11 protein-coding genes are annotated in these 12,414 nt (G+C 69.9%); 6 read left to right on the forward strand and 5 right to left on the reverse strand.

The annotated features are described in order from the left end of the window. Positions 1-3 precede the first annotated feature (3 nt). A complete protein-coding gene (locus ACTXPP_RS07905; protein ID WP_443341668.1) occupies positions 4-933 on the reverse strand; it encodes an alpha/beta hydrolase in 930 nt (309 codons plus the stop codon). 164 nt (positions 934-1,097) lie between these two features. Between ACTXPP_RS07905 and ACTXPP_RS07910 the strand changes: the two genes are divergently transcribed. The 6 genes from ACTXPP_RS07910 to ACTXPP_RS07935 all read left to right on the forward strand — a co-directional run bounded on the left by ACTXPP_RS07910 (position 1,098) and on the right by ACTXPP_RS07935 (position 9,430). Beyond that, positions 1,098-2,006, forward strand: a complete 909-nt coding sequence (locus tag ACTXPP_RS07910) for a pseudouridine synthase (protein WP_301499002.1) — start codon at positions 1,098-1,100, stop codon at positions 2,004-2,006. A gap of 2 nt (positions 2,007-2,008) precedes the next feature. Further along, positions 2,009-4,438: a bifunctional cytidylate kinase/GTPase Der gene (gene der, locus ACTXPP_RS07915; protein WP_443341748.1), complete on the forward strand. Its 2,430-nt coding sequence runs from the start codon at positions 2,009-2,011 to the stop codon at positions 4,436-4,438. A gap of 76 nt (positions 4,439-4,514) precedes the next feature. Beyond that, on the forward strand, positions 4,515-5,129 hold the full coding sequence (locus tag ACTXPP_RS07920) for a DUF4395 domain-containing protein (protein ID WP_301444126.1): 615 nt from the start codon (positions 4,515-4,517) through the stop codon (positions 5,127-5,129). Positions 5,130-5,163: 34 nt separating this feature from the next. Then, positions 5,164-6,873 carry an ABC transporter transmembrane domain-containing protein gene (locus ACTXPP_RS07925; RefSeq protein WP_441579820.1) on the forward strand — a complete coding sequence of 570 codons (1,710 nt, stop codon included), beginning with the start codon at positions 5,164-5,166 and terminating at the stop codon, positions 6,871-6,873. Beyond that, complete coding sequence (locus tag ACTXPP_RS07930) at positions 6,870-8,663, forward strand: ABC transporter ATP-binding protein (protein WP_301443597.1); 1,794 nt, start codon at positions 6,870-6,872, stop codon at positions 8,661-8,663. The genes ACTXPP_RS07925 and ACTXPP_RS07930 overlap by 4 nt, the downstream gene beginning before the upstream one ends. Next, a complete protein-coding gene (locus tag ACTXPP_RS07935; protein WP_441579821.1) occupies positions 8,663-9,430 on the forward strand; it encodes a helix-turn-helix transcriptional regulator in 768 nt (255 codons plus the stop codon). The genes ACTXPP_RS07930 and ACTXPP_RS07935 overlap by 1 nt, the downstream gene beginning before the upstream one ends. Here ACTXPP_RS07935 and ACTXPP_RS07940 read toward each other — a convergent pair. The 4 genes from ACTXPP_RS07940 to ACTXPP_RS07955 form a co-directional block, all read right to left on the reverse strand. Beyond that, a complete protein-coding gene (locus tag ACTXPP_RS07940; protein WP_301443599.1) occupies positions 9,415-10,299 on the reverse strand; it encodes a siderophore-interacting protein in 885 nt (294 codons plus the stop codon). The genes ACTXPP_RS07935 and ACTXPP_RS07940 overlap by 16 nt on opposite strands. Beyond that, the gene (locus ACTXPP_RS07945) at positions 10,296-11,312 is read right to left on the reverse strand and encodes an ABC transporter substrate-binding protein (protein WP_301443600.1); all 1,017 of its coding nucleotides are present in this window, start codon (positions 11,310-11,312) and stop codon (positions 10,296-10,298) included. The genes ACTXPP_RS07940 and ACTXPP_RS07945 overlap by 4 nt, the downstream gene beginning before the upstream one ends. Before the next feature lie 80 nt (positions 11,313-11,392). Beyond that, positions 11,393-12,127: a superoxide dismutase family protein gene (locus ACTXPP_RS07950; RefSeq protein ID WP_443341673.1), complete on the reverse strand. Its 735-nt coding sequence runs from the start codon at positions 12,125-12,127 to the stop codon at positions 11,393-11,395. Between the two features lie 83 nt (positions 12,128-12,210). Then, positions 12,211-12,393 carry a PspC domain-containing protein gene (locus ACTXPP_RS07955; RefSeq protein WP_301443601.1) on the reverse strand — a complete coding sequence of 61 codons (183 nt, stop codon included), beginning with the start codon at positions 12,391-12,393 and terminating at the stop codon, positions 12,211-12,213. Between the last annotated feature and the right edge of the window lie 21 nt (positions 12,394-12,414).

Raw genomic sequence — 12,414 nt, forward strand, 5'->3', positions numbered from 1 at the left:
CGGTCAGTTCGCCGGGACGTGCCGGGCGAGGAACTCCAGCTGCTGGGCGACATTGTTCTCGAACGCCTCGCCGACGTAGATGCTGAAGTGGTTCTCGTCGAGGAACACCGGCTCGGCGGTGGGTGCCTTCTCCAGGTAGCGGGTGGTGGGGCCGGGAGGGGCGACCGAATCCTGGGTGCAGACCGCGACGTGGATGGGGCAGGTGACGTCCTTCAGACGCGATCCCGGGAAGCTCCGGATGATGTCGAGCGCGAAACGGGCGGTGATCGCATTGTCCAGGTCGTAACCGTCGGGGATGAGGGCCTCGCAACCGGCCACGACGTCCGGGGCCGACATCAGCGCGGTCTCACCCGGGCCGGCGTAGGCGGGCACCATGACCGGATCCTTTCCCCGCAGGTTCGCCACGATGTCACGCACGGCGAGGACACCGATCTTCGCTGCGGTCAGAGTCGGGATCGCCAAGGAGGAGGACAGACCCGAGGTGAATGGGCACTGTGCCACCGCTGCGGCGATGCTCGGGTCATCGGCTGCAGTTGCCATGGCGTGTCCGCCGCCAAAGGAGGTGCCCCACACAATGACGCGCTCGGGGTCGGCCCCGTCGATGGTGCGGGCGTGGGTGACCGCAGCCTTCCAGTCCTCCCGTTGACGGCGGACGCTGAGCAGCTGACGGGGCGGGCCGCCGCTGGCCCCGAAGTGTCGGTAGTCGAAGACGAGGCAGAGGTAACCAGCCTCAGTGAAGCGTTCGGCGAAAGCGTCCAGTCGCATCTCCTTGACGCCTCCCAGACCGTGGGCCATGACGACGATCGGACGAGGACTGGAGTCATCGCTTTCGATGTAGGCGGGGCGGTACAGCCATGCGGCGCAGTCGCTGTCGCCGGAGGGGAAGGTGGTGTCGTCTCGTTTCGTGGAGTGAACAATACAGAGTGATGACATGTGCCGAATGGGAAATGGAGGAGAAGTTTCCTGTCGGCCACCAGGTGAATCCGTCATCGTCGAAGTGTCCTTACGGCAGGAGAACGGCTACACTGACCGGCTAGACAATTGAACATCCCTCGACCATGCCGCGACCGCGGCATCAGAAAGATTTTGAGGATACCGTGAGCAAGCCCGCTCGCCGAGACGGCACACCGGAACGCAACGAAAACGTCAGGGACGCAGAGAACTACATCTCCAATGCGCGTCCCGCCCGCCACCAGCATGTGGCGGACCGTAAGCCCCCGAAGAAGGCCGGGGCACAGGGGAACCAGAAGAAGAAGGCGTCCAAGTCGGACGCGGAGAAGACCCGCCTGCAGAAGGTCCTCGCCGCTGCCGGTGTCGCCTCCCGCCGGATGAGTGAGAAGCTCATCGAGGCCGGCCGTGTCGAGGTCAACGGCACCATCGTCACCTCGCAGGGCATGCGTGTCGACCCGGAGAACGACGTCATCCGCGTCGACGGTGTCCGCGTCATCGCCGACGAGGAGATCGTCACCTTCGCGCTGAACAAGCCGCGCGGCATCCACTCCACGATGCACGACGAGTTCGGTCGCCCCTGTCTCTACGATCTTGTCGGCGAGCGCATCGCCGCCGGTCAGCGACTTTTCCACGTCGGACGTCTCGACGCCCAGACCGAGGGTCTGCTGCTGCTCACCAATGACGGTGAGCTGGCCAACCGACTGATGCACCCGCGCTACGAGATCTCCAAGACCTACCTGGCCACCGTGCTGGGCGAGGCCGACCGCGCCCTGGTCCAGAAGCTCAAGGAGGGTGTGGACCTGGAGGACGGCATCGCCCGTGCCGACTACGTACAGATCATCGACGTGTGGCAGGGCAAGTCCCTGATCAAGCTTGAGATCCACGAGGGTCGCAAGCACATCGTGCGTCGCATGCTCAAGGAGGCCGGTTTCCCGGTCCAGGCTCTGGTGCGCACCAAGGTCCACACCGTCCAGCTCGGTGAGCAGAAGCCCGGCACCCTGCGTGCCCTGAACCGTTCCGAGCTGACCAGCCTCTACAACGCCGTCCAGCTGTGATGATGAAGGAGAACCCCACTGTGAGCAGCACCCAGCCCGCCCCCGCCATCACAGCGGTCGAGAATGTCCCCGGCGGCGGCTTCATCGTCGCCATCGACGGGCCGTCCGGCACCGGCAAGTCCACCGTCAGCCGTCGGCTGGCCCAGATCGCCGACGCGAAGTACCTGGACACCGGTGCGATGTACCGGGTCGCCACCCTGCATGTCCTACGCAACGGCATCGACCCGGAGTCCGAGGACTTCGCCGACGCCGTCATCGCCGCCACCGCGGACCTGCCCCTGGTGGTCAACGAGGACCCGACCTCCACCGAGGTGCTCCTCGATGGTGAGGACGTCTCCGGTGAGATCCGCGGTGCGGATGTCACCCAGCACGTCTCCGCGGTCTCGGCGATCCCCGAGGTCCGTGAAAACCTCGTCGCCCTGCAGCGCTCCCTGGCGCTGGATGCCGGACGCTGCGTCGTCGAGGGCCGAGACATCGGTACCGCGGTGTTCCCCGAGGCTGCCTGCAAGATCTACATGACCGCCAGTGCGGAAATCCGGGCACGCCGCCGTTACGACCAGGATGTTTCTGCCGGCCGTGAGGTCGACTTCGACGCCGTCCTGGCGGACGTGGAGCGCCGCGACGCCGCGGACTCCTCCCGTACGGTCTCGCCGCTGCGTCCTGCCAACGACGCCAACCTCATCGACACCGGTGACATGGATGTCGACCAGGTACTGGACACCATCGTCGGCCTCGTCGTGGAGTCCGGCACCGCCAGCGCGTCCGATGCTGCGTCCGCCGAGGAGCCGGAGGAGTTGGTGTTCCGCACCACCGACGGCACCGTGCTCAACGACGGCAATGCCGGCAGTAGCGAATCGGACGATGCTGCTGAGGTCAGCGAGGTCACGGTCGACGACACCGAGTTCGACGACATCGTGGCCGAGGAGGATTACATCTCCTCCGAGGAGGAGTTCTTCGAGGACTACGACGAGGACGACTTCGTCGATGGTGCAGAATCCGCCTACACCCCCGACATTGACTCCTTCGACCTGCTCACCGCAGATGCCGAGGACACCGACTGGTCCGCGGTGGAGGACGCCTTCGGCGTGCTCGGCGACGAGCAGGCCGAGCAGGAGGCACTGTGCACCGTGGCCATCGTGGGACGGCCCAACGTGGGCAAGTCCACCCTGGTCAACCGCTTCATCGGACGCCGCGAGGCCGTCGTCGAGGACTTCCCGGGTGTCACCCGCGACCGGATCTCCTACCTTGCCGATTGGGGCGGACGACGGTTCTGGGTCCAGGACACCGGCGGCTGGGACCCGGACGCCAAGGGCATCCACGGCGCGATCGCCCGCCAGGCGGAGACCGCCATGGCCACCGCCGACGTCATCGTCTTCGTCGTGGACACCAAGGTCGGCATCACCTCCACCGATGAGCTGATCGCCCGCCGACTGCAGCGCTCCGCGATCCCGGTGGTGCTGGTGGCCAACAAGGTCGACTCCGACTCGCAGTTCGCGGACATGGCCGAGTTCTGGTCCCTGGGCCTGGATGATCCTTTCCCGGTGTCTGCGCAGCACGGTCGCGGTGCCGCGGACGTCATGGACAAGGTGCTGGCATCGTTCCCGGACGAGCCCCGGCAGAAGTCGGTGGTCACCGGGCCGCGCCGAGTGGCACTGGTGGGACGCCCGAACGTGGGCAAATCCTCGCTGCTGAACAAGATCACCGGCGAAGAGCGCTCGGTGGTCGACAATGTCGCCGGCACCACCGTGGACCCGGTGGACTCGGTGGTGGACCTCGACGAACGAACCTGGCGCTTCGTGGACACCGCCGGTATCCGCAAGAAGGTCAAGACCGCCCGCGGCCACGAGTTCTACGCCTCACTGCGTACCCGCGCGGCGATCGACGCCTCCGAGGTCGTGATCTTCCTGGTGGATGCCTCCGAGCCGATCGCCGAGCAGGACCAGCGGGTGCTGCGGATGATCCTGGACTCCGGTCGTGCCCTGGTGGTGGCCTACAACAAGTGGGACCTGGTCGACGAAGACCGGCGTGAAGACCTGGAGCGCGAGATCGACCTGCAGCTGGCCCACGTGCCGTGGGCCCGGCGGGTCAACATCTCCGCGAAGACCGGCCGTGCCCTGCAGCGGCTGGAGCCGGCGATGATCGAGGCGCTGGACAGCTGGGATCAGCGCATCCCGACCGGCCAGCTGAACACCTGGCTGCGTGCGGTGATCGCCCAGACCCCGCCGCCGATGCGCGGCGGACGTCTGCCCCGGGTGCTCTTCGCCACCCAGGCATCCTCCGAGCCGCCGGTGATCGTGCTGTTCACCACCGGTTTCCTGGAGCACGGCTACCGTCGGTTCCTGGAGCGGCGACTGCGTGAGTCCTTCGGTTTCGAGGGATCGCCGGTGCGCATCGCCGTGCGCGTGCGCGAGAAGCGCGGCCGCAAGAAGTAGAAGTAGGGGGGTACGCGGTTTCCCGGTGAGCGCAACCCTGGCCCCCGGGAGCCGACGGGGGTAGCTTCTTGGAGTCATGGACGAGCAGCTCACCGAACTGAACCGCCTGGGACGCCAGCGCCCCGGCTTCATCGCCGGGCAGGACGCTGTGGCGTCTGCGCCGAATGCGCCGAATGCGCAACCGCCCGGCGGGATCCGCTCGTTGTGGTGGTTCCCACCGGTGGTCAACGACCGCGCGGCGCGGACCACGGCGATGCTCGTTGTGGTCCTGGCACTGGTCACCGTGGCCCTGTCGCGGGCGGGGCTGGACGTCGCGGCGCTGGTGGCCGGTTCACTGCTCCTGGCCGGATTCGTCCTCCGGGTCCTCGCCGGACCCCGTTTCGACCCCTTCGGACAGCTGAGCGTGCGGTGGTTGGCCCCGCGGGTCTTCGGGGAACCGGTGATGGTCGGCGGGGCGCCGAAACGGTTCGCCCAGACTATCGGCCTGGTGTTCTCCGCGGCCGCGCTCGGCCTGCGCGTCGCGGGCCTGACCGGGGCGTCGGACGTGGTGCTCCTGCTGCTCGTCGTCGCGGCGTCCCTGGAGGGTTTCCTCGGGATCTGTCTGGGCTGCCTGCTCTTCGCCCGTCTGCAGGGTTGGGGAGTGGTGCGTGACGACGTCCGGGCCGACTGTGCGGTCCCGATGCGTCGCTGACAAAGGCTGACACAGACTGGCATAGAATGTCGGGGTGGATACTGACACCCAACAGAGGCGACATGGCGGACGGTCCCTGCTGACCACGGTCATCCGGCAGGAACGCGGCCCGATCCTCGGTGCCGCGGCCCTGCTGACCGGCTGGTCGGTGGGCGAGGCGCTGGTCCCGGCGGTGATCGGCGCGACCGTCGACGAGGCCGTCGGGCCGTCCGACCTCTCGGCCCTGGTGCTGTGGCTGGTGGTGCTGGCAGCCTGCTTCGCCATGCTCAGCTTCGGCTTCATGTGGGGTTCACGGGTCGGCACCTACGCGATGAACCGGCAGAAGCACCTGCTGCGCTGCCGGGTCACCGCCGCCGCCCTCGCGCCCGCGCGTACCGGTGATGCCCAGCACCCCCAGCGTCCTGCCGGCGAGGTCGCCGCCCTCTCGGCGGCCGACAGCGACAACGCCAGCAGCGTGATCATGCAGATCGCCATGGGCGGGTCGGCGGTGCTCGGCCTGCTGGTCTCCGCCGGCTACCTGCTGTGGGCGGACCTCTGGGTCGGGGTGGCGGTGGTCCTGGTGTCCCCGCTGTCCCTGTTCGCCCTGCGGTGGTTGATGCCGCGGCTGTCGGCCACGACCCACAGCCAGCAGAGCGGCATCGCCGCGGCCGGGGCGTCGGCCGCGGACATCCTGCGTGGGGTGGAGGTGCTGCGCGGTATCGGCGGCGAGTCCACGGCGGCCGGCTGGTACGCCCGGCGCAGCCGTGCCGCGGCCACCGCCGGGGTCGACTCCGCCGCGGCGTCCGGGCGCGTCGAGGGCGCCCAGGTGCTGCTGACCGGTGTGGTGCTCCTCGTCGCCGCGGTATTCAGCGCCGTCCGGGTGGTCGACGGGGCGATGACCGTGGGCACGATGGTCGGCGTGCTGGGTGTGACCTCGTTCCTGGCCACCCCGTTGGGCATCATCGTGCACGTCGTGGAGTCCTATACCCGCTCGTCGGCGTCGGCGGCGCGTATCGCCGACTTCACCGACGGGGTGGACGCACCTGTCGCGCATCGGGACGGAGGTAGCGGCGAGACGGCGGGTGGCGGGGACGCCGACCGCACCCTGACCGTCCTGCCGCGCGACGGGGAGCCGCTGCACTGCGCACCCGGCGCGTTGACCGCCGTGGTGTGCGCCTCGCCGCAGGCGCGCAGGGGTGTGCTGGACGCCCTGGGTTCCGCCGGTGGCGGCCGGCTGTTCCTCGACGGGCAGGACGTCGCGGGTGTCGACCCGGCGGTGCTGCCGGGCGTGCTGCGCGTCTCCCCGCACGAGGCCCACCTGTTCCGGGGCACGGTACGCAGCAACATCACGGGTAGCGATGGGGACACTGTGTCGCAGGACGTCCTGCGCGCCAGCGGCGTCGACGAGCTCGTCGACCTGTTCGCCGACGGCCTGGACCACAGGGTGGACGGTGAGGGGGCGAACCTGTCCGGCGGGCAACGTCAACGCATCGCCCTGGCACGCGCCCTGCACGGCGGCGCCCTTGCACGGGTGCTGGTGGACCCCACCACGGCGGTGGACTCGGTGACCGAGGCGCGCATCGCCGACGGGTTGCGTGAGTTGCGCGGCGGCGGTGACCAGGGCACGGCGGTGGTCGTCACCACCGCGCCGAGCCTGCTGGCCGTCGCCGACACCGTGGTGTTCGTGCGCGAGGGTTCGGTGAGTGTGGCGGGACACCGGGAACTGTGTGCCGACGCCGACTACCGGGAGGTGGTGACCCGGTGAGCGCCGAGCCGAATCCCACACTCCCCACTGCTCTTCCCACCGCCGACGCCCGTGCCGCCTGGCGTTTCCTGTGGGCACGGTTGCGCCCGCACCGGTGGCTCGTGGCGCTGGCGCTGCTGGTCGCCCTCGCGTCCAGCGCCTGCGCGGTGGTACCGCCGCTGATGATCGGGTGGATGGTCGACCGGCTGTCCGCCGCGGGGGCCTCCATGGCCGACGTGGTCCTGCCCCTGTCGCTCATGGGTGGTGCGATCGTGCTCAACGCCGCGCTGGCGTGGGTGGGCATGGTGCTCTTCGCCCGCGTCGCCCAGCCCACCGTCGGTGCCCTGCGTGAGGACGCCGTCGACCATGCGCTCGACCTCGAGGCCGGCGTGCTGGAGGAGGCCGGAGTGGGTGAGCTGGTGTCCCGGGTCAGCGACGACTCCCGGTTGATCTCCAACGCCGTCGCCTTCGTGCTGCCCACGGTGCTGTCGGCGGGGACCCTGCTGGTGGTGTCCGTGCCCGGCCTGTTCGCCCTGCACTGGACGCTCGGTCTCGCCGGACTGGCGGGCATCCCGCTCTACGTGATGGCGCTGCGCTGGTACCTGCCGCGCAGTGGGCCGCTCTACCTGGAGGAGCGTGAGATCCTGGGGCGTCGCACCGCCGCATTCCTCGACGCGGCCAACGGTCGCGAGACACTCACCGCCCAGGGCTGGGGCGCGCGGGAGACCGCCCGGCTCGACGCGGCGTCCGATGAGTCGCGCCGGGTGGAGAACACGGTGTGGCGCATGCTGACCCGCTTCTTCGCACGCAACAACCGCGCCGAGTTCGTGGCCACCGCCGCCGTGCTCGTCGTCGGGTTCGTCGTGGTCGACGCCGGGTGGACGACCGTCGGCGCGGTGACCGCCGCCGCCCTGCTCTACCACCGACTCTTCGACCCGGTGGCCACCGTGTTCCAGACCTTCGGCACCGTGCAGGAGGCCGGGGTCGCGCTGCGTCGGCTGGCCGGGGTGACCCAGGCGCAGGTGCGTGCGGCAGGGTGTGACGTCACCGCGCAGGACGGTACGGGGCAGGACGCGACGGGGCTGCGCCTGGCTGGCGTCGGGCACAGCTTCGACGGGACGCACCGCGTGCTCACCGACGTCGACGTGACGGTCGCGCCGGGTGAGTCCGTCGCCCTGGTCGGTTCGACGGGGGCGGGCAAGACGACCGTCGCCCGCCTGCTCGCCGGGGTACTGCCCGTGCAGGAGGGGCGCGCCACCCTGGACGGGGTCGACCTCGGAGCCCTGGCGCCGGCCGACCTGCGCCCGCGGGTGTGCCTGGCCTCCCAGCACAGCCACGTCTTCGCCGGCACCGTGTGGCAGAACATCACGCTGGGCGTCGCAGGGGAGGACGCCGGGCAGCGGGTCGAGGCTGCCCTGCATGCCGCCGGTGCGGGCTGGGTCCACGACCTGCCGGACGGGCTGTCCACCGAGGTCGGCGAGGCGGGCCACCGGCTGAGCACCCACCAGGAGCAGCACCTGGCGCTGGTGCGCCTGCAGGTGCTCGATCCGTCCTACGTGGTTCTCGACGAGGCCACCGCCGAGGCCGGGTCGGCGAACTCCCGGGAGCTGGAGGACGCCTCCGCCGCGGTGATCCGCGGCAGGGGAGCACTGGTCATCGCCCACCGCCTGTCACAGGCGCGCCTGGCCGACCGGGTGATGGTGATGGAACACGGACGGGTGGTGGAGTCCGGCACCCACGAGGAGCTCGTCGGTGCCGGTGGACGCTACGCCGAGCTGTGGGCGGCGTGGATCGGACGGGGAGCGTCCTGATGTCGGAGTACGGGCTGCGCGACGGTGAGTGCATCTGGGTGGAGCATTTCGGCGGCGAGGACGACCCGGCCGGTGACCTGGTGTTCGGGCCGCACAGTCACCTCAAGGCCCAGATCGTGTGGGCCGACCGCGGGCAGATCGCCGTGTTCGTCGGCACCGGCGGGGAGCGCCGGTGGATCCTGGCCCCGTCGCAGGCGCTGTGGATCCCCGCCGAGGAGGTGCACGACGTGCGCACCCCCGCCGGCACAGAGCTCTTCTGCGCCTACCTGTGGGAGGAGGAGTGCGAGGTCGCCTGGGAGGGGTTGACCGTGCTGCGTATGGGCCCGCTGGCCGGGGAGCTGGTGCGTCACCTCGCCAGAGACGACCTGGACGACGTTGCCGCCCGCCATGCCCGCGCCACCCTGCTCAGCGTGCTCGCCCCGGCCGACGCGGTGGGCGTCGACCTGCCGATGCCCGATGACCCGAGGGCACGCTCGGTGGCCTCGGCGGTGCTGGAGGATCCCGGCGCGCCGCACGCCCTGGACGAGTGGGCCCACCGGCTGCACTCCAGCGAGCGCACGATCCAGCGCGCCTTCCTCGCCGACACGGGGATGACGTTCTCTGCGTGGCGCGCGCAGGTCCGTCTGTACCGCTCGTTGCCGTTGCTGGCCGACCGGGTGCCGGTAGCGTCGGTGGCCGCGCGGATGGGCTATTCCAGCACCAACGGGTTCACCAGTGCCTTCCGCCGTCACTTCGGAACGACCCCGGCGAGCTACTTCGCGGGGTGAGGCGGGGTGAGGTGTGCTGCGGCCTCGTCGGGGTGTTCGGCCCGGTTGGCGAGGTTGCGCCGGCGGTTGCGGGCGTCGGGGCGGGCGTCCTGCGCCTGGCCGTGGATCCAGTACGACGTCACGTGGGAGTGGCTCCTCTCCAGGTCGGAGAAGTGGCGGCGGAGCGTGCCGGCCTCGGCGAACTCCACGCCCGCCCACAGGGACACCGGTCCGGTCGCGTTCGCGGTCACGGCGGCGAGGAGGTTGTCGAGGGCGCGGGGTAACTCCTTCGGGACGACGCCGGCGGCCGGGCCCCGGTGGATCCATGTCAGCTGTGCCTGTTGCTCCTGTCCGGTGGTGGCGAGGTAGGGTTCGTCGCGCTCGTCGTCGACCAGGGCGAGAACATGGGTGCGCACCTCGTCCGGGCAGACGGCCAGGATCTCCGCCACCGCCGGCAGGCCCGTCTCGTCGGCGACGAGCACCAGCTCACGTGTCTGCTCGGGCAGGTGCCAGGCCTCGGTCGGGCCCCACCACAGCACCTCGTCACCGACCACGGCGTCGCGGGCCCACCCGGAGGCCAGGCCGGCCGGCTCGTGGACGACGACGTCGAGGTCGATCGTGGCGGCACCGGTACCGGTGTCCGTCATGTTGCACACGTTGCGCACCGTGTAGCGGCGGACCTGCGGTGAGGCGAACCGGTGCAGGTCGGTGAGGTTCTCGGCGGTGAACTCCGCCGGTACCCGGGCCTCGGGAGGGTAGAAGTAGACGGCCACGTGGCTGTCGGTACCGGTGGGCACGAAGTCCGCACCGCAGTCCAGGGTGAGCCGCACCATGCGCGGGGTCACCCACTGCTTGTCCAGGACCCGGGAGCGGTGGTGGCGTCCGCTCACGTGGCGCTGACCTGGGAGAGGATGTCGTCGATCTCGTCGAGGGCGTCGGTCGCCCAGCCGATGTTGGACGCCCCGCCCTGGGTGAAGCCGAACAGGTTGTCCGCCTCCACCGCCGGCAGCGCCCGGAAACGGGAGTTCTCCAGCAGAGGGCGGGAGTTCTCGGCGGCCTCGCCGGACGGTTCGGCGGGGTAGAGGATAACGGTGGCGTCGTCGAGCTGGTCGAGGTTCTCCAACGACAGCGGGTCACCCCACCAGCCGTCGGGGTCGACGACGTCGCTGAACTTGGCACCGACCGCGCGCAGCAGGCTGCCCGTGGCCGTCTGCCCACCCTCGGCGAACCAGGTGTTGTCCTGGCTGCCGCTGACCGACGCCCACGCGGAGTCTGCCAGCACGTCGGCGTGCTCCTCGGCGACGGCCGCGGCCTTGTCGTCGAAGGCCTGCTCCAACTCGTCGAACTCCTCGGAGCGGTTGACGATGTCGGCGAGCTGGCGCTGGGACTCCACGTCGTCCTCGCTGCTGAAGTGGGCGACGGGGGCGATGTCGGCGAGGCGGTCAATCTGCGCGTCGTCCAGCCCGACACCGGTGGTGACGATGAGGTCGGGTTCCAGGGAGCTGACGGTCTCCACGTCGATCGCGTCCCAGTTGCCGATGCGGGTCGAGTCGGCGAGGGCGTCGACGTAGCGTTCGGGCACCGCACGCGCCGCCGCGGCGTCCTGCTCGTAGTAGCCCTCGTAGATGCCGGTGGGGGTGATCCCCAGGTCGACCAGCACCGGGGGAAGCTGCCAGTCGACGGCGACGACGTTCTGCGGGTCGGACGGAACCTCCACCTCGCCGCGCAGCGTGTCGACGGTGCGGGTCTCGCCGGACGTCGCGGAGCCGTCTGCGTCACTGTCGCTGCCGCCGTCGCTGCCGCAGGCGCTGAGGACGGCCCCGGCGAGTCCGGCGGTGAACAGGGTGGCGAGCAGGCGGGTCGTGACGCGGCGGCTGGGGTCGGTGGTTCTCGTGGTGGTCATGCCCGGAAGATTAGCAATGCCTCACCTTCACGGTCAGCGCGCTGAGCTGTCAACAGTGGGCGGTGAGGCGTCACGAGGCGTCACACAGCCTCGAAGACGCCGCAGGCCTGGCGGCCGCCGGCGTCCCCGGTCGACAACGTGTCCTCGTCGGGGCCGTCCGGGGCGTAGCGCTCCGGCACATTGCCGTAGTTGTCGGCGTCTTCGTGGATGATGATCGCCGAACCGTCGTCGTCGAGCAGCTCCGCCTCATCGATCCGGTCGGTGGTCACCGTCATCGACCCCGAACCGTCCTCGTTGACCAGCAGGGCGGGCAGGTCGCCGCCGTGGTCGGGGTGGTCGTGGCCGTCGGCGCCCAGGTGCCCGCCGGCGGAGAGGAAGTCACCGGTCTCCGGATCGTCTGCATCGGCGTCGGGGGCGGTGCTGTCGGGCTCGCAGGCGCCGACGGCGTGCAGGTGCATGCCGTACATGCCCGGCTCCAGCCCGGAGACGTCGACGGAGAGCTCGGAGGCACCGTCGGCCCCGGAGATCTCGGCGGTGCCGACCTCCTCGCCGTCGGCGTTGGCGACCGACGCCGTGGCGAGTACGTCCGACGACCCGGTGTCGGTGGTGCTCTCCGAACCGGTCGAGTCTGCAGCATCGGCGGTGTTCTCCGTGGTGTTCTCCGTGGTGTCCTGTGTGGTCTCGTCCGTGCTGCAGGCGGACAGGGCCAGGAGCCCGGTGACGCCGACCGCCGCGAGGCACAGTCTGCGGTGCCGGCGCTCAGGCGGGAGGGCGGGGGTGGTCCGGGCCGTGGAGTAGGTGGTGCGGGTGAACATGGCGTCCTCTCGGTGTGGTGGATTCGGAAGGAACGTTCTGCCACACAACTTTACCGGCACTCTCCTGAGCTGTCAGAAGTCCTTCAGCGTTGTGCAGGCATGAAGATCCAGGCGACGAAGTAGAAGATCGCCTGCGGTCCGGGGAAGATGAAGGACAGCACGAACAGGAGACGCACGGTGTTCGGCGACCAGCCGAGCCAGTCCGCGATCCCGCCGCAGACCCCTGCTACGACCCGGTGGTTACGTGAACGCTGGAGTTTCGCCATGCCGCCAGGCTACTCCCCGTA

It is taken from the genome of Candidatus Corynebacterium faecigallinarum, from assembly GCF_052264515.1.
GTDB classification, from domain to species: domain Bacteria; phylum Actinomycetota; class Actinomycetes; order Mycobacteriales; family Mycobacteriaceae; genus Corynebacterium; species Corynebacterium faecigallinarum.